The following is a 16,366-nucleotide window of genomic DNA, read 5'->3' as shown; positions in this document are numbered from 1 at the left end:
GCCGTATGCGGACGCCTCGCTTTCGCCCTGCCCCGTCCCGCCCTAGAACGCCCAGGCCATTCCGGCCGAGAGGAACCCTATGAGCGCGATCATCCGCAAGGGCGGCAACCCCGTCCTGTCCAACACGGTGGAGTACCACGGCTTCGTCTACGTCGCCGGCGTGACGGCCGACGACCTGTCCCAGGACGTGTCGGGGCAGACTGAGCAGATCCTCGCCAAGATCGACGCCGCGCTGGAGGAGCACGGCACGGACAAGACCCGCCTTCTTCAGGCTCAGGTCTGGCTGAAGGACATTCGCGACCGCGACGCGCTGAACAAGCTTTGGGTGAATTGGCTGCCGCAGGGCGGCGCCCCCGTTCGCGCCTGCGTCGAGGCCAACATGGCGGACCCCCGCCACCTCGTCGAGATCATGGTCACGGCCTGCCGCTGAGACCCCGGCGGAGGGCCGGGCATCCCTCGGCACCTCCGCCATCCACCCGTGTCGGCCTTCCTGGACCCGCCGCCCACAGCCGCCTCCTCAGCCTCTTTCCTGTGTCGACTGGGCCGCAACACTGTGGCTTGCCTTGCAGAGAGCGGATTTTGTAGGAAAGACGTCCCGATCGCATTTCCTTGACCGATCCCCGATGGGCGAATCACGCCTCGTTGCGCCTCGAAACTTCGAGCGCTGTTGTCCCGGTTTCATGTCGACGGGTAACACCTCCGTGACGACGCCGTCACGGCGGGGCCGGATCCACGGCCCGGGGGACAAAGTTTGATCTTGGGGGTCCACATGCAGGCAAGAAGCACGGCCGCGGCGATGATCGCGGTTTGCGGGATGATGCTCGCCCCGGCGCTGAGCTCCACCGCAGAGGCTTCTGCCCCGCAGCGGGGCGGCGCCAAGCACGCCTCCGCCCGCACCGCCGCGCCCCAAGCGAGCCGCGCCGTGGTGGCCCGCCACGTCCGCGCCACCGGCGCGAAGGCCGCCTCCCGCCAGGGCGGCCGCAGCGAGGCCCCGCGCGCCTACGCCGCTTCCGGCGGCTTCATCTCCTGCGTGCCCTATGCCCGCATGGTCACCGGCATGGCCGTCAGCGGCAATGGCGGCACCTGGTGGAACAACGCCGCCGGCAGCTACGCCCGCGGGCAGCGCCCGGAGGCCGGTTCGGTCCTCGTCTTCCGGTCCTCCGGCGGCATGCGCTCCGGCCACGTCGCGGTGGTGGAGCGGCAGGTGAGCGCGCGCGAGATCACCATCCACCACGCGAACTGGGAGGGGCCCGGCATCCGCAAGGGCACCGTGACCCGCAACATCTCCGTCGTGGACGTCTCCGACGCGAATGACTGGACGGCGGTGCGGGTGCAGGTCGGGCACGACTCCGGCAGCTACGGCCGCACCTATCCGACCTACGGCTTCATCTTCAACCGCCCGGAGGGCGCACCGGCCTCCCGCGGGCCGATCATGGTGCGGAACGGCCAGGGCCTGCAGGAAGTGGCGGAGGCGCCTGCCCCCAGCTCCCATCTGCGCTTCATCAACACCTCGGTCGGCGGGCTCGGGGTCGAAGGCAGCCGCTGAGGCGGCTTTCGCGGCTGACACATGATGAGGGGGGTGCCGGGCGCAGGTCCGGCGCCCCCTTCCGCCGTTCCGGTCCGGAGAGATGCGGGCCCGGAGATGGCGATGCGCCAGCGCCGGCCAAGTTCAGAGTGCGTCGGAACAGCGTGCGGCCGGGCGGGGGCGGAATCATCCCACCCGGGGCCTCCCTGGGCCGGGGCGGCAGGCCGGGATCAACCCTCGCGCCGCGGCCAGTCCTCGTCCTCGGCGATCTCGACGCGGTTCCGGCCATTCGCCTTGGCGCGGTAGAGAGCCACGTCGGCGGCGGCCGCCAGCTCGTCCACATTGCAGTCGGGGATGCCGACGGCGACGCCGATGCTGATGCTGACCCCGAGCGCCCGGTCGCCGGCCGCCACGGGGGTCTCGCAGACGGCGGTGCGGAGGCGCTCCGCCACCAGGCTCGCGTCCTCGGCGGGCTGGGGCGCCATGGCCACCACGAACTCCTCCCCGCCGAAGCGGGCCACCACGTCCACGGCCCGCACGTGCAGGCGGAGGCGCTCCGCGACCTCCTTCAGCACCACGTCGCCGACCGCGTGGCCATAGGTGTCGTTCACGGACTTGAAGCGATCCACGTCGATCAGCAGCAGGGTGGCGCCGCCGGCGCGCAGCAGGCCCTCCAAGTGGCGAACGACGTAGCGGCGGTTTCGCAGCCCCGTCAGGCTGTCCGTCACCGCCATCTCCAGGCTGCGCTGCAGGTCGGCGCGCAGCCGCTCCTGGTAGCGCTTGCGGCGGATCTGGTTGCGGGCGCGGGCGCGCAGCTCGTTGGCGTCCACCGGGCGCAGCACGTGGTCGTTGGCGCCGAGGTCGAAGCCGCGCAGCACCTGGTTCCGCTGGTCGGCATCCGCCACCAGCAGCACGGGCACCTCCCTCATGGAGGACTGGGCGCGCATGCGGGAGGCGAGGCGAAGCCCCTCCCCGTCATCCAGCCAGAGGCTGAGCACGGCGAGGTCGAAATCCTCGTGCAGCAGCCGGTCCCAGGCGATGTTCACGTCGGCCGCCCGCGTCACCACCACCCCGTCCTGCGCCAGGATGGAGGAAAGGGCGATGGCCTCGGAATCATCCTCGGTCGCGAGCAGGGCGCGGGAGCCAGCGACGCTGCGCGACGGGTCGGGCATCGGCTCGAAGCCCAGGTCCCGTGCTGTCTCGGCGCGCAGGCGGAAGGCATCCAGCACCTGCTTCGTCCGCAGCAGGGCGCGCAGGCGCGCGAAGAGGGTCGCGTGGTCCACGGGCTTGGAGAGGAAGTCGTCCGCCCCGGCCTCCAGCCCCCTCACCCGCTCCGTCTGGTCCACCAGGGCGGTAATCATCACCACGGGGATATGGGCGGTGGCGGGGGAGGCCTTCAGAAGACGGCAGACCTCGTAGCCGTCCATGCCGGGCATCATCACGTCCAGCAGGATGACGTCGGGTCCCCAGGACTGGGCGAGGCGCAGCGCCTCCGCACCGGAGCTCGCCAGGGACACCTCGTAGTACTCGGCGTTGAGGCGCGCCTCGAGGAGCTTCAGGTTGGCCGCGATATCGTCAACGACGAGGACGCGCGCGGTCATGACCGGCCCGAATCCTTCGGGCCGGCATCCCTTGTGCCGGCCGGGGCCGTCCTCTGAAACGCGGTCAAGAACAAGCTACAACTCACTGCTGCAAGGACCAGAGGTTGGGTTGGCAGCCATCGATGTCCTGACGACTCCCGTCATTCCGGCCCACTGACCCGCTACCCTGTCCGCGCCCGCCCGACCGCGCAAGGCACCCCGGCCAATAAACGGGAGGGGCGACATCCTTGCCACGCTCCGTGCAACCCGGGATGCTCGCCAGGAGCACGCCGCCCCTCCTCAGCCCTTTCCCGGAGAACCTCCGGGCGCCGGAAAGGTTGTCCGGGGCGGCGGGACACCGATCAGGCGTTGCCGGAGAGGAGGTCCATGGCCGCCTTCACCCCGCCCTCCCCGTGCGGCACCCCGGCGACGCGCAGCCCCATTTCCACCCCGCCGAGCGTGCCGAGGAGGGACAGGTCGTTCAGCGCGCCGAGATGGCCGATGCGGAAGACCCGGTCGTTCAACCGCCCCAGCCCGTTGCCGAGGGACATGTCGAAGCGCTCCAGGATCGCGGCGCGCAGCGCGTTGGCGGAATGCCCTTCCGGCAGGCGCACGGCGGTGAGCACGGGGGAGAAGTGGCGGGGATCCTCGCACTGGACCTCCAGCCCCCAGGCCCGCACGGCGCGGCGGGTGGCTTCGGCGTGGCGCTCGTGCCGGGCGAAGACGTTCGCCAGCCCCTCGTTCATCAGCAGGTCCAGCGCGGTGTCCAGCGCGTAGAGCATGTTGGTGGCCGGGGTATAGGGGAAGTAGCCCGTGGCGTTGGAGGCCAGCATCGGCTTCCAGTCCCAGTAGGCGCGCGGAAGCCGGGCCGTCTCCGCTGCCTCCAGGGCCTTCGCGGAGACGGCGTTGAAGGAGATGCCGGGGGGCAGCATCAGCCCCTTCTGACTGCCGGAGATGGTGACATCCACGCCCCACTCATCGTGCCGGTACTCGACCGAGCCGAGGGAGGAGATGGTGTCCACCAGCAGCAGCGCCGGGTGGCCGGCCGCGTCCATGGCCCGGCGCACCTCGTCGATGCGGGAGGTGCAGCCCGTGCTCGTCTCGTTGTGGACCACGCAGACGGCCTTGATCTCGTGGGCCTTGTCGGCGCGCAGGGCGGCCTCGATCGCCGGCACGTCGGCGGCCCGGCGCCAGTCCGTCTCCAGCAGCCGGGGGCGCAGGCCCAGTCGCTCCGCCAGCTCCCGCCAGAGATGGGCGAACCAGCCCGTCTCGCACATCAGCACCGTGTCGCCGGGGGAGAGGGTGTTCACCAGCGCCGCTTCCCAGGCGCCGGTGCCGGAGGCCGGGTACACGATCACCGGCTGCGTCGTGCCAAAAACGGGCTTCAGCTTCTCCAGGATGCGCCCGCCGAGGACCCCGAAATCCGGGCCGCGATGGTCCATGGTGGGGTTGTCGAGCGCCCGCAGCACGCGGTCCGGCACATTGCTCGGGCCGGGGATCTGAAGGAAGTGCCGGCCGTTCTCGGTCCGGCTCGTGAAATAGGCCATGGGGCGCCCTCCGCTCTGCCCGCGGGTCTAGCCCCCTGCCCCGCGCGGCGCCAATGAGTTCGGCAGGTTCGATTGATGAGCATTATGGATGCGACGCGCCCTTCCGGCGCGGCTAGTTTGCCCGGAGGAGACGCCCGCATGAACGCCATCACCCGGTCCCGCATCACCCCCGGCGACAGCCGGCTGTCCGCCCGCCTGAAGCGGGAAACGGAGGGGGAAGTGCTGTTCGGGGCCGGGGACCGGGGCCGCTACGCGACGGATGCCAGCATCTACCAGGTGGAACCGATCGGTGTCCTGATTCCACGTACCGTGGAGGATGTGGCCGCCGCCATGGCGATCTGCCGGGAGGAGGGCGTGCCGGTACTGCCGCGCGGCGGCGGCACGAGCCAGTGCGGGCAGACGGTGAACCGGGCGCTGGTGCTGGACTGCAGCAAGCACCTGCGGAAGGTCACGGCGGTGGACGCGGCGGCGATGCGGGCCACGGTGCAGCCGGGGATCGCCCTCGGCGCGCTGAACGACGCGCTGAAGAAGGACGGGCTGTTCTTCCCCGTGGACCCCTCCACCTGGGCGCGCTGCACGATCGGCGGGATGGCGGCGAACAACTCCTGCGGCTCCAAGTCGATCCGCTACGGGCTGATGGCGGACAACGTGACGGCCATCGACGCCATCCTGCCGGGTGGCGAGCGCTTCACCTTCGGGGCACTGCCGGACAACCTCGGCGAGGGCGTGCCGGGAAGCGTGGCGGAACTGGTCACCCGCCTGCGCGCCCTGGGCGCGGCGGAGGCGGCGGAGATCGCCGCGCGCTTCCCGAAGGTGCTTCGCAAGGTCGGCGGCTACGCCCTTGAATCCCTAACTCCGGAGGCCCGCGCGAACGGCCGCGGCAACCTCGCCCGCATCCTCGTCGGCAGCGAGGGCACCCTCGCCTTCTCCGCCGGGCTGGAACTGAAGCTCTCGCCGCTCAAGCCGCGGAAGGCTCTCGGCATCTGTCAGTTCCCGACCTTCCGCGCGGCGATGGCGGCCTCCCAGCACCTCGTCACCCTCGACCCGGAGGCGGTGGAGCTGGTGGACCGGACGATGATCGACCTCGGCCGGTCTATCGACATCTACCGGCCCACCATCGACCGGATGGTCAAGGGCGAGCCGGACAGCCTGCTGATCGTGGAATTCCATGGGCATGAGGACGCGGTCCTTGCGCGGGACCTGAGGCGGCTGGACGAGATGATGGCCGATCTCGGCTATCCCGGCGCGGTGGTGGAGTGCATCGACGCCGGCTTCCAGGCCGCCGTGGCGGAGGTGCGCGAGGCCGGGCTGAACATCATGATGTCCATGAAGGGGGACGGTAAGCCGGTCTCCTTCATCGAGGACACGGCGGTGCCGCTGGAGGACCTGGCCGACTACACCGAGCGGCTGAACGAGGTCTTTGAGCGTCACGGCACCAAGGGCACCTGGTACGCCCATGCCAGCGTGGGCTGCCTGCATGTCCGCCCCGTGCTGAACATGAAGGATGGCGGCGACGTGCGCCGGATGCGGCAGATCGCCGAGGAGTGCTTCGCGCTGGTGCGGGAGTACAAGGGCAGCCATTCCGGCGAGCACGGCGACGGCATCGTCCGCTCCGAGTTCCACGAGGAGATGTACGGGCCGCGCATCGTCCGCGCCTTCGAGGCAGTGAAGGACGCCTTCGATCCGGCGGGGATGATGAACCCCGGCCGGGTGGTGCGGCCGCCGTCGATGGATGATCGCAGCCTCTTCCGATACAAGCCTGATTATGCAGCAGATACGGGCGTTCAGCCGGTACTGGACTGGTCGGCCTGGCCGGGGCCGCAGGGCGGTTTCCTCGGCGCTGTCGAGATGTGCAACAACAACGGCACCTGCCGGAAGTTCGACGCCAACGTCATGTGCCCTTCCTTCCGCGCCACGCGGAACGAGCGGGACCTGACCCGCGGCCGCGCCAACACCCTGCGCCTGGCGCTGACCGGCCAGCTCGGGCCGGATGCCCTGGCGTCCGACGAGGTGGCGGAGGCCATGTCCCTCTGCGTTTCCTGCAAGGCGTGCAAGCGGGAATGCCCGACCGGCGTGGACATGGCGAAGATGAAGATCGAGGCACAGCACGCCCGCGCGCAAAAGCACGGCGTCTCCGCGAAGGATCGGCTGATCGCCTCCCTCCCCCGCTGGGCACCGCTGGCCTCGCGCGCGCCCTGGCTGGCCAATGCGCGGGAATGGGTGCCGGGGGCGCGGACGATCGGGGAGAAGACGCTCGGCTTCGCGCGGGACCGCGAGCTGCCCCGCTTCGCACGCGATCCGTTCCGCGAGGGCGAGGCCGGGGCGCCGGCACCGCGCGGCGACGTGGTTCTGTTCGGGGACACCTTCAACCGCTACTTCGAGCCGGAGAACCTGCACGCTGCCCGGCGCGTGCTGGCGGCGGCCGGCTACCGCGCCGTGGCACCGCGCGCGGCGGACGGGGCGCGCCCGCTCTGCTGCGGCCGCACCTACCTCGCCGCCGGCATGGTGGAGGAGGCGCGGGCCGAGGCGCGGCGGACGATGGAGGCCCTCTCCGCTTCCGACCTGCCGGTCGTCGGGCTGGAGCCCTCCTGTCTTCTCACCCTGCGCGACGAGTTCCGCTCCCTCCTGCCCGGCGAGGCGACGGACCGGCTGGCGGGGCGGGCGGTGCTGCTCTCGGAGTTCCTGGTGCGGGAGAAGGCGGCGCTGCCGCTGAAGGCCGTGGCGCCGGCGGCCCATATCCACGGCCACTGCCACCAGAAGTCCTTCGGCGCCTTCCCCGCTGCGGTGATGGCGCTGCGGTCGGTCCCCGGGCTGGAGGTGCGGCCGATCACCTCCTCCTGCTGCGGCATGGCCGGTGCCTTCGGCTACGACTCCCGGCGGGTGGAGGTCTCGAAGGCAATGGGCGAGCTCTCCCTTGCGCCCGCGGTGCGGGCGGCAGGGGCGGAGGAGCTGATCGTGGCGGACGGCACCTCCTGCCGCCACCAGATCGCCGAGTTGACGGGGCGCACCGCCCTGCATAGCGCGCGGGTCCTGGACATGGCGCTGGAGGCGGACGGGTGAGCGATTCGGTGCGGGCGGACCTGCTGGAGTTCTGGTTCGGCGGCGAGCCCGACCTGTTCCGGGAGGCCTGGTTCCGGCCGGACACAGCCTTCGACGCCACCCTGCGGGACAGGTTCGGCGCGGCCGCGGCCGAGGCCGCGGCGGGCGGCCACGCGGGGCTGGTGGAGACGGCCGAGGGCGCGGTCGCGCTCCTCCTGCTGCTGGACCAGCTGCCGCGCAACCTGCACCGCGGATCCCCACAGGCCTTCGCGGCCGACCCGCTCGCGCGAGAGGCGGCGCGCGAGGCGGTGCTGGTTCGGAGACATGACCGCGCGCTGCCGGTGATGCAGCGGATCTTCCTCTACCTTCCCTTCGAGCACTCGGAGGCGATGGCGGACCAGGACGTCTCCGTCGCGCTCTTCGAGGGGCTGCGCGACGACCCTCGGGCCGCAGCGCCCGGCGGGGTCATCGATTACGCCTGGCGTCACCGCGACGTCGTTCTCCGATTCGGCCGCTTTCCGCACCGCAACGCCGTTCTGGGCCGTGAAAGCAGCCCGTCCGAGCTCGAGTTCCTGGCCTCCGGGGGCGGTTTTTAGGGCCTCCGCGGGCGGATTCTGTGGCGTGCCGGCAACAAGGTGATCGATGCTGCACTGCGGGGGATGAAGGGGAGCGTACCGCAATGCATCATGCGGGAACGAAGCGGCGCTCCCGCGGCGTCACCCACTCACCAAGGATCGCTACCCCAATGACCCGGCTCCGTTCCGCCCTCCTGGCGACGACCATGCTCGCGCTGCCGCTCGCGGCACAGGCCCAGCCGGTCACCGGCCTCTACATCGCCGGCGGCGGCGGCTACAACTACCTGCAGGGCACCGAGGACCGGCTGAGCGGCACCGCCCGCGCCGACGCCATCCGGGCCGGCCGCACCACCCGCACCGAGCTGAACTGGGAGAATGGCTGGGTCGGCCTGGGCTCCATCGGCTTCGGCTTCGGCAACGGCCTGCGCGCCGAGGTCGAGGGCTTCTACCGCGAGAACGACCTGCACGGCTTCGCGGCCGCCGGCCTCTCCACGCGGCGCAACGACGGCAAGCTGTGGCAGGCCGGCGTCATGGCGAACCTGATCTACGACATGGACCTCCGCATGTTCGGCTGGGCCAACCCGATCTTCACGCCCTACATCGGCGGTGGCGTCGGCTGGTCGCACGTGAACGCGGACGGCGTGCGCGGCGACTTCCGCCCGGGCCGCACGCAGGTCATCGGTGCCGATGACGACGACGACGTCTTCGCCTTCCAGGGCATCGCCGGCGTCGCCTTCCCGCTCGGCGTCCCCGGGCTGAGCCTGACGGCCGAGTACCGCTTCTTCGGCACCACGGAGCCGGAGGTGCGCGGCACCCAGATCAACTCCAGCGGCGTGGCCACGCGCGCCACGGTGAGCTTCGAGAACTTCAACCACAGCGCGCTGCTCGGGCTGCGCTACGCCTTCAACCAGCCGCGCCCGGTGGCGGCCCCGATCGCCGCGGCGGCCCCGGCCGCCGCGCCGGCCCCGGCCCGTACCTACCTCGTGTTCTTCGACTTCGACCGCGCCGACCTGACGGACCGCGCCCGCCAGATCATCGCCGAGGCCGCGCAGGCCGTGTCCTCCACGGGCACGACCCGCATCGAGGTGGCCGGCCACGCCGACCGCTCCGGCACGCCGCAGTACAACCAGCGCCTCTCCATGCGCCGCGCCGAGGCCGTCGCTGCCGAGCTGACGCGCCGTGGCGTGCCCCGCTCCGCCATGTCCATCCAGGCCTTCGGCGAGAGCCGCCCCCTGGTGCCGACCGCGGACGGCGTGCGCGAGCCGCAGAACCGCCGCGTCGAGATCGTGCTGCGCTAAGCAGCCCGGTCCCTTCACGGGTGACAGGTTGGGGGCGGGACCGAAGGGTCCCGCCCCCTTCTTCTTGAGAGGTCCGGCGTCTCCAGCGTCCGGTATCAAACCTTAACAAAGCTGTGGCTTTGCTGCCACAGTGGCTTCTTCTGACGTGGCTGTGTGTTGAGGAACCAAACCGCGGGGCGCATTTCGCCTTCCTGTCGTGCCGCACCTGATCGCGGACCGCCACCATACGAAGGATGAACTAATGTCGTTCCGTAAGGCCCTCCTGGCCGCCACGATCCTCGCCGTGCCGGGCGCCGCCATGGCGCAGAACGGCGCCCCGCCCGTGACCGGGCTCTACATCGCCGGCGGTGGCGGCGCGAACTGGCTGATGGATCGCGGCCTCGAGGCGCGCGGCGGCAACCGCAGCTACTTCAACGGCCTGCCCACCACCTCCTACGGCGAGTCCCGCCAGAACACCGGTTGGGTCGGCGCCGCCTCGCTGGGCTGGGGCTTCGGCAACGGCGTCCGCGCCGAGGTCGAGGGCAGCTACCGCGAGAACGAGGTGGACAAGTTCGGCGGCTTCGGCGGCCCGGGCCGCACCAGCGCCTTCACCCGCATCGATGGCGACATCCGCCAGTACGGCGTGATGGGCAACGTGTTCTACGACTTCGCCTTCCCCGGCCTGCCTGTGCAGCCCTACATCGGTGCCGGCGCCGGCTACATCTGGACCGAGTATGACGGCGTGCGCGCCACCCGTGCCGGCCAGAACCAGAACAGCGTCGTGATCGACGATACGGATGGCCGTTTCGCCTACCAGGGCATCGCCGGTCTCGCCTTCCCGATCTCCGCTGTGCCGGGCCTGACCACCACGCTCGAGTACCGCTACATGGGCACGCTCTCCCCGCGCCTGAACGGCCGGATCGTGCGCCCGAACGGCACCACGGTTGAGCGCGGCACCTTCCGCGCCGACGAGGCCGAGAATCACTCGGTGATGCTGGGCCTGCGCTACGCCTTCAACCAGCCGCGCCCGGTGGCCGCCCCGATCGCTACTCAGGCTCCGATCGCCGCCCAGCCGGCTCCCGCCCGGACCTATCTCGTGTTCTTCGACTTCGACCGCGCCGACCTGACGGACCGTGCCCGCCAGATCATCGCGGACGCGGCCCAGGCCGTGTCCTCCACCGGCACGACCCGGATCGAGGTGGCCGGCCACGCCGACCGCTCCGGCACGCCGCAGTACAACCAGCGCCTCTCCATGCGCCGCGCCGAGGCCGTTGCCTCGGAGCTGAGCCGCCGGGGCATCCCGCGCTCCGCCATGTCCATCCAGGCCTTCGGCGAGAGCCGCCCCCTGGTGGCCACGGCCGACGGCGTGCGCGAGCCGCAGAACCGCCGCGTCGAGATCGTGCTGCGCTGAGCAGCCCGGTCGCTTCACGGGTGACAGGTTGGGGGCGGGACCGAAAGGTCCCGCCCCTTTCTTTTGTCGCGCGTTCCGGCCTAACCCCTGCCCCATGACAAACCGGCCCGACCGAGACGCCATTCAGGCGGAGATCCTCAGACAGACCGAGGCCTGCGCCCCGGGGCGCAGCATCTCCCCGAGCGACGTCGCGCAGGCCCTGTCCGCGGAGGGCTGGCAGTCGCTGCTCGGCCCCATCCGGCAGGTTGCCATGGCCCTGGCGCAGGCAGGCCGGCTGGAGGTGCTGCGCAAGGGCAAGCCCGTGGGGCCCGAGGCCCTGCGCGGCGTCGTCCGGCTCCGCCGGCCCGGAACGATCCCGCCGCCGGATTGACCGCGGCCGGGGGTGGAGGACACTCACCGGCCAGAACCCGACCGGATCCCCCCGCGCATGCGCCAAACACTCGTCGCCCTTCGCGACGCCTGGGCCCTCTCCCGCCCCTTCTGGAACGGGGAGGGCCGCTGGGCCGCGCGGGGGCTGCTGGCCGTCGTCGTGGTGCTGAACCTCGGGATCGTCGCCCTGAACGTGATCCTCACCTACTGGCAGCGCGGCTTCTACAACACGATGGAGTCAAAGGACTGGGAGGGCTTCATCAACCTCCTGCTCCTCGGCGCACCAACCGACGACTTCGCCTTCATGCCGGGCTTCAGCGTCCTCGCGGCCCTCTACATCGTCGTCGCGGTCTACGCCCTATACTTGAAGCAGGCGCTACAGATCCGCTGGCGTACCTGGCTGACGAACGACCTGCTTCGCCGCTGGATGGGGCACAAGGCCTATTACCGCCTCGCGGTCCGCGACGGCGGCGCCGACAACCCGGACCAGCGCATCTCCGACGACGCCCGGCTCTTCGTTGAGAGCAACCTCACCCTCGGCCTCGGGCTGATGCGGGCCGTGGTCACGCTGCTCTCCTTCATCCTCGTGCTCTGGAACCTATCGGAGGGGATCACGGTCTTCGGCCTGCAGATCCCCGGCTACCTTGTGTGGGTCGCCCTCGCCTACTCCGTTGTCGGCACCTGGATCACGCACCTCATCGGGCGGAAGCTGATCCCGCTCAACTTCCTGCAGGAGAAGGTGGAGGCGGATTTCCGCTACGCCCTCGTCCGCGTGCGGGAGAACGTGGAGGGTATCGCCCTCTACCGCGGTGAGGAGGAGGAGCGGCGCGGGCTGTTCGACCGCTTCGGGGCGGTGATCGGCAACTGGCGGGCCATCATGAGCTCGACGAAGCACGTCTCCTTCTTCACGCTCGGCTTCGCGCAAGTGGCAAGCATTTTCCCCCTGGTCGTCGCCGCGCCGAACTTCTTCGCCGGCCGGATCCCTCTGGGCGCGCTGATCCAGACCTCCTCCGCCTTCAATTCCGTGCAGGAATCGCTGTCCTGGTTCGTCACCAACTACACGGATGTCGCCTCCTGGCGCGCCACGGTGCAGCGCCTGACCGGCTTCGAGGCGGCGGTCGCGGAGGCCGAGGCCACGGTCCATAGCGGCCCGGCCATGGCGGCCACCGGCGACCGGCTGGAGGCCGGCGCGCTGGAGTTGCGCCTGCCGGACGGCCGCGAGCTGCTGAAGGACGCCTCCCTCTCGGTCGGCGCGGGCGAGGCGGTGCTCGTCACCGGCGCCTCCGGCAGCGGCAAGTCCACGCTGTTCCGCGCCATCGCCGGGCTGTGGCCCTTCGGCAGCGGCCGGATCGCCGTGCCGGCCGGGCCCAGCCTCTTCCTGCCCCAGCGCCCCTACCTGCCGATCGGCACGCTGCGCCGGAGCCTGGCCTACCCCGCCGCGGCAACGGCGTTCGACGACGCGGCGCTGCGCGGTGCCCTTGAGGATGTGGGGCTCGGCCACCTGGTTCCGCAGCTCGACACGGTCGCGACCTGGGACCGCACCCTCTCCGGCGGAGAGCAGCAGCGGCTCGCCTTCGCCCGCGCGCTGCTCCACCGCCCGGCCTGGCTCTTCCTCGACGAGGCGACGGCCAGCCTGGACGCGGAGGCGGAACGGCACCTCTACGCGCTGCTGCGGGAACGCCTGCCCGGCACGGCGATCCTGTCCATCGCCCACCGGCCGGCGGTGGCGGCATTCCACGACCGGGTGGTGCGGGTGGAAGGGCAGCGGCTGCGGCCGGCGTAGAGATGGGGGGGCGGTCCGCCCGCCCCCTGCCCTCGGTCGGGGAGGCAGAGCCTCCCGGAGCCGGTCAGTGCTCCTGGTCGGGCGCCGGGTCGGAGTTGAGGAGGGTGTAGCGCTCCTCGCCGATCTTGCTGATCAGGGTGAACTGGGCGTGCAGGAAGTCCTCGTGCTTCTCCTCATCGGCCAGGATCTTCAGCAGCAGGTCGCGGGAGACGTAGTCGCGCACCGCCTCGCAATGGGCGATGCCCTCCTTCAGGTCGGCGATCGCCTTCTGCTCAAGGCGGGAGTCGCACTCCAGCACCTCCTTCACGGACTGGCCGATCAGGATCTGGTTCAGGCGCTGCACGTTGGGCAGGCCGTCGAGGAAGAGGATGCGCTTGATGAGCCAGTCGGCATGGCGCATCTCCTCGATCGACTCCTCGTACTCGTGCTTGCCCAGGCGCGTGACACCCCAGTGGTTCAGGGTGCGGGCGTGCAGGAAGTACTGGTTGATCGCCGTCAGCTCGTTGGTGAGCTGGATATTCAAGTACTCAATGACCTTCGGGTCGCCGCTCATGGCTCGGGCCTCCAATCTATGGAGCCGAGATGGAACCTCGCGGATTTCCGGTCAAGTCTTTGTTTTTATTAGCCTCTGCGACTAATTCGCGATTGGCTCGGGCTCCTGATGCGCATTCTGATCCCCGCCCCCGTTGGCGCGGAGCATGCAGAGGATGCTCATGGTGCAGGTGCCGCACTGGGCCCGGCAGTTGCAGGCGGAATAGACGTCCCGGGTGCGCTCAGCGCCGGAGGCGATGGCGCTCTGGATGTGCTTGTCGGTCAGGCCATTGCAGATGCAGACATACATGCCGTGCAGTGCTCCCCCCGCCGCTTGCGGGCGGGAGCGTTCTAGCAAACGAGTGACCGGATGCAAGTAATTCTCATCGCCATTCGCGTTAACTGCCGGTCATCGGGGTGGCGGGGCCCCTAACCCGCCTCCCGCAGCACCCGCAGCACGTCCAGCCCGTAGCGGTCGAGCTTGGAGGCGCCGACGCCGTGCACCTCGGCCAGCCCGTCCAAGGTGCGCGGGCGCTGGGCCGCGATCTCCGCCAGGGTCCGGTCGGGGAAGATGACGTAGGCCGGCACGGATTGCCGCGTGGCCTCCTCCTTTCGCCAGGCGCGCAGCGCGTCGAAGACGCCGGTCTCGACGGGGCCCTCAGCGAAGGAAACGGTGGAGGGAGCGGAGCGAGCCCGGCCCCGGCGCGGGGCACGGGCGGCCTCGCGCAGCGCGCGCTCCTGCAGCAGCACGGGTTCCTGGCCGCGCAGGATCGGCCGGGCGGCCTCGGTGGCCTGGTACACCGGCAGGGTGGTGTCGGCCGCCAGCTCCAGCGCGCCATGGGCCAGGAGGTGGCGGGCGATGTTCTTCCACGCCCCCTCCGCCACGTCGCGCCCGATGCCGAAGACGGAGAGCTTGTCGTGGCCGAGCGATGTGATCCGGTCCAGCGGCTTGCCCCTGAGCACGTCCACCACGTAGCCCAGCCCGAAGCGCCCGCCGGTGCGGTGCACCGCAGAGAGCAGCTTGCGGGCCGCCTCCGTCGCGTCCACCAGCCGGGGCGGGTTGAGGCAGGCGTCGCAGTTGCCGCAATCCTCGGGCAGGTCGTCCCCGAAGCAGCGCAGCAGCAGGCGGCGGCGGCAGGTCGCGCTCTCCACGATAGCCACCAGCCGGTCCAGCCGCTCATGGTCCAGGCGCTTCTGGCCGTCCGCGGCCGGGCTCTCCACGATGCGGCGGCGGGCCACCGCGATGTCCTCGGCGCCGTAGAGCAGCATGGCGCGGGCGGCGGCGCCGTCGCGCCCGGCCCGGCCGATCTCCTGGTACCAGCTCTCCGGCCCGCCGGGCAGGGCGAGGTGGGCGACCCAGCGCACGTCCGGGCGGTCGATTCCCATGCCGAAGGCGATGGTGGCGGCCATGACCACCGGGTCGCCGGAGGAGAAGCGGCGCTCCGCCGCGCGGCGATCGGCCGCGTCCATGCCGGCGTGGTAGTGGAGCGCGTCGTAGCCGTCCCGCTTCAGCCGGGCGGCGGTGCGCTCGGTCTCGGCGCGGCTGGGGCAGTAGATGATGCCGGCGCCGCGGCCGTCATCCGCCTCGTCCATGAAGGCGGCGATCTGGGCGGTGGGGTTCTCCCGCGGCGCCACCTCGATGCGGATGTTCGGGCGGTCGAAGCTGCCGCGGAACACCGGGGCGTCGGTCAGGGACAGGCGCTCGCGGATATCGTCCACGGTGCGGGCGTCGGCGGTGGCCGTCAGCGCCACGCGCGGCACCTCCGGGAAGCGCTCGGCCAGCATCGTCAGGCCGCGATATTCCGGGCGGAAGTTGTGACCCCAAGCGGAGATGCAGTGCGCCTCGTCCACGGCGAAGAGGGCGATGTCGCGCCGGGCCAGGCGCTCCGCCGTTCCCTCCACCGCCAGCCGCTCCGGCGAGACGTAGAGGAGCTTCAGCTTGCCGTTGGAGAGGTCCAGCGAGACGCGGCGGCGCTCCTCCTCGTCCAGCCCGGAATGCAGTGCGGCCGCGGCCACGCCCTGCTGTCGCAGGGCGGCGACCTGGTCCTCCATCAGCGCGATCAGTGGCGATACGACGACGCCGAGCCCCGCCCGGCAGAGGGCGGGCACCTGGTAGCAGAGCGACTTGCCCCCGCCCGTGGGCATGAGGACGAGGCCGGAGCCGCCCGACGTGACATGCGCCACGATCTCCGCCTGCCGGCCGCGGAAATCGGCGAAGCCGAAGACGTCGTGCAGGACCTGGCGAGGGTCGGCCGTCATGCCGCCCCCGCCCGCGTCCCGACCCCGGCCTGGGTCAGGGACCGACCTTGATCTCGACGCGCCGGCTCTCGACCGGGAAGGCGATGAAGGGCACGGCACCGCGGGGCGAGACGGCGATGCGCGCGGGGGCCACCCCGTCCTCCCGCAGGGCGGCCGCGACGTTCTGCGCCCGCGTCTCGGAGAGCGCGCGGTTGTAGGCGCGCCCGCCATCCGGGTCGGCGAAGCCCGCCACAAGCACCGGCACGGTCGGGTTGCGGTTGGCCAGCGCCGCCGCCTCCGAGACCACGGCGCGGCCGGCGGGGTCGATCGCCGCGCTGTCCTCCGTGAAGAAGACCACCCGGGGCGGCTGCTGCGCCAGGTTGTCCTCCGCCGCGCAGGCGGCCAGCAGCGGCAGAGAGAGGGAGAGGAGGAACAGCGTTCGGCGCATGGGGGGGAGCCTCGCTTTGACGGGGTTCCACCTTGGCGGGGCC

14 protein-coding genes are annotated in these 16,366 nt (G+C 71.1%); 8 read left to right on the top strand and 6 right to left on the bottom strand.

Annotation, left to right across the window (positions count from 1 at the left end):
* The first annotated feature begins 79 nt into the window (after positions 1-79).
* Positions 80-430 (top strand): RidA family protein, encoded by a 351-nt coding sequence (locus VQH23_RS21300; RefSeq protein ID WP_338662675.1) that lies wholly within the window; start codon positions 80-82, stop codon positions 428-430.
* A gap of 339 nt (positions 431-769) precedes the next feature.
* A complete protein-coding gene (locus tag VQH23_RS21295) occupies positions 770-1,546 on the top strand; it encodes a CHAP domain-containing protein (protein ID WP_338662674.1) in 777 nt (258 codons plus the stop codon).
* Between the two features lie 209 nt (positions 1,547-1,755).
* Here VQH23_RS21295 and VQH23_RS21290 read toward each other — a convergent pair whose 3' ends face one another.
* Entirely contained in the window at positions 1,756-3,126 is a 1,371-nt protein-coding gene (locus tag VQH23_RS21290) for a PleD family two-component system response regulator (protein ID WP_338662673.1), read from the bottom strand.
* 341 nt (positions 3,127-3,467) lie between these two features.
* Positions 3,468-4,652 carry an aminotransferase class V-fold PLP-dependent enzyme gene (locus VQH23_RS21285; RefSeq protein WP_338662672.1) on the bottom strand — a complete coding sequence of 395 codons (1,185 nt, stop codon included), beginning with the start codon at positions 4,650-4,652 and terminating at the stop codon, positions 3,468-3,470.
* A 138-nt stretch (positions 4,653-4,790) separates the two neighbouring features.
* Here VQH23_RS21285 and VQH23_RS21280 point away from each other — a divergent pair, with 138 nt between their 5' ends.
* The 6 genes from VQH23_RS21280 (at position 4,791) to VQH23_RS21255 (ending at position 13,106) form a co-directional block, all read left to right on the top strand.
* Positions 4,791-7,712, top strand: a complete 2,922-nt coding sequence (locus VQH23_RS21280; protein ID WP_338662671.1) for an FAD-linked oxidase C-terminal domain-containing protein — start codon at positions 4,791-4,793, stop codon at positions 7,710-7,712.
* A complete protein-coding gene (locus VQH23_RS21275; protein WP_338662670.1) occupies positions 7,709-8,287 on the top strand; it encodes a DUF924 family protein in 579 nt (192 codons plus the stop codon). Before VQH23_RS21280 ends, VQH23_RS21275 begins: the two co-directional genes overlap by 4 nt.
* A gap of 149 nt (positions 8,288-8,436) precedes the next feature.
* Positions 8,437-9,564, top strand: coding sequence for an OmpA family protein (locus VQH23_RS21270; protein ID WP_338662669.1), 1,128 nt, complete (start codon positions 8,437-8,439; stop codon positions 9,562-9,564).
* 241 nt (positions 9,565-9,805) lie between these two features.
* Positions 9,806-10,954 carry an OmpA family protein gene (locus VQH23_RS21265; protein ID WP_338662668.1) on the top strand — a complete coding sequence of 383 codons (1,149 nt, stop codon included), beginning with the start codon at positions 9,806-9,808 and terminating at the stop codon, positions 10,952-10,954.
* Positions 10,955-11,048: 94 nt separating this feature from the next.
* Positions 11,049-11,324, top strand: a complete 276-nt coding sequence (locus VQH23_RS21260; protein WP_338662667.1) for a DUF3253 domain-containing protein — start codon at positions 11,049-11,051, stop codon at positions 11,322-11,324.
* Between the two features lie 57 nt (positions 11,325-11,381).
* The gene (locus VQH23_RS21255; protein WP_338662666.1) at positions 11,382-13,106 is read left to right on the top strand and encodes an ABC transporter ATP-binding protein/permease; all 1,725 of its coding nucleotides are present in this window, start codon (positions 11,382-11,384) and stop codon (positions 13,104-13,106) included.
* Between the two features lie 64 nt (positions 13,107-13,170).
* Here the strand turns inward: VQH23_RS21255 and bfr are convergent, their stop codons facing one another.
* The 4 genes from bfr to VQH23_RS21235 all read right to left on the bottom strand — a co-directional run bounded on the left by bfr (position 13,171) and on the right by VQH23_RS21235 (position 16,323).
* On the bottom strand, positions 13,171-13,659 hold the full coding sequence (bfr, locus tag VQH23_RS21250) for a bacterioferritin (protein ID WP_338662665.1): 489 nt from the start codon (positions 13,657-13,659) through the stop codon (positions 13,171-13,173).
* Between the two features lie 81 nt (positions 13,660-13,740).
* Entirely contained in the window at positions 13,741-13,947 is a 207-nt protein-coding gene (locus VQH23_RS21245; RefSeq protein ID WP_338662664.1) for a (2Fe-2S)-binding protein, read from the bottom strand.
* A gap of 119 nt (positions 13,948-14,066) precedes the next feature.
* Positions 14,067-15,896, bottom strand: coding sequence for a DNA helicase RecQ (recQ, locus tag VQH23_RS21240; RefSeq protein WP_338662663.1), 1,830 nt, complete (start codon positions 15,894-15,896; stop codon positions 14,067-14,069).
* A 34-nt stretch (positions 15,897-15,930) separates the two neighbouring features.
* Complete coding sequence (locus VQH23_RS21235) at positions 15,931-16,323, bottom strand: OmpA family protein (RefSeq protein WP_338662662.1); 393 nt, start codon at positions 16,321-16,323, stop codon at positions 15,931-15,933.
* Positions 16,324-16,366: the final 43 nt, after the last annotated feature.

Source organism: Pararoseomonas sp. SCSIO 73927 (assembly GCF_037040815.1).
Lineage (GTDB): Bacteria > Pseudomonadota > Alphaproteobacteria > Acetobacterales > Acetobacteraceae > Roseomonas.
The sequence above is the reverse complement of the archived record's forward strand: the minus strand, read 5'-3'. Positions and strand labels throughout refer to the sequence as shown.

What these genes read in the sequence shown, in the direction of transcription:
- VQH23_RS21260 (WP_338662667.1), top strand. Translation starts at nt 11,049, where the DNA reads ATGACAAACCGGCCCGACCGAGACGCCATTCAGGCGGAGATCCTCAGA.
- VQH23_RS21290 (WP_338662673.1), bottom strand. Translation starts at nt 3,126, where the DNA reads ATGACCGCGCGCGTCCTCGTCGTTGACGATATCGCGGCCAACCTGAAG.
- VQH23_RS21235 (WP_338662662.1), bottom strand. Translation starts at nt 16,323, where the DNA reads ATGCGCCGAACGCTGTTCCTCCTCTCCCTCTCTCTGCCGCTGCTGGCC.
- recQ (WP_338662663.1), bottom strand. Translation starts at nt 15,896, where the DNA reads ATGACGGCCGACCCTCGCCAGGTCCTGCACGACGTCTTCGGCTTCGCC.
- VQH23_RS21295 (WP_338662674.1), top strand. Translation starts at nt 770, where the DNA reads ATGCAGGCAAGAAGCACGGCCGCGGCGATGATCGCGGTTTGCGGGATG.
- bfr (WP_338662665.1), bottom strand. Translation starts at nt 13,659, where the DNA reads ATGAGCGGCGACCCGAAGGTCATTGAGTACTTGAATATCCAGCTCACC.
- VQH23_RS21265 (WP_338662668.1), top strand. Translation starts at nt 9,806, where the DNA reads ATGTCGTTCCGTAAGGCCCTCCTGGCCGCCACGATCCTCGCCGTGCCG.
- VQH23_RS21255 (WP_338662666.1), top strand. Translation starts at nt 11,382, where the DNA reads ATGCGCCAAACACTCGTCGCCCTTCGCGACGCCTGGGCCCTCTCCCGC.
- VQH23_RS21280 (WP_338662671.1), top strand. Translation starts at nt 4,791, where the DNA reads ATGAACGCCATCACCCGGTCCCGCATCACCCCCGGCGACAGCCGGCTG.
- VQH23_RS21245 (WP_338662664.1), bottom strand. Translation starts at nt 13,947, where the DNA reads ATGTATGTCTGCATCTGCAATGGCCTGACCGACAAGCACATCCAGAGC.
- VQH23_RS21300 (WP_338662675.1), top strand. Translation starts at nt 80, where the DNA reads ATGAGCGCGATCATCCGCAAGGGCGGCAACCCCGTCCTGTCCAACACG.
- VQH23_RS21285 (WP_338662672.1), bottom strand. Translation starts at nt 4,652, where the DNA reads ATGGCCTATTTCACGAGCCGGACCGAGAACGGCCGGCACTTCCTTCAG.
- VQH23_RS21270 (WP_338662669.1), top strand. Translation starts at nt 8,437, where the DNA reads ATGACCCGGCTCCGTTCCGCCCTCCTGGCGACGACCATGCTCGCGCTG.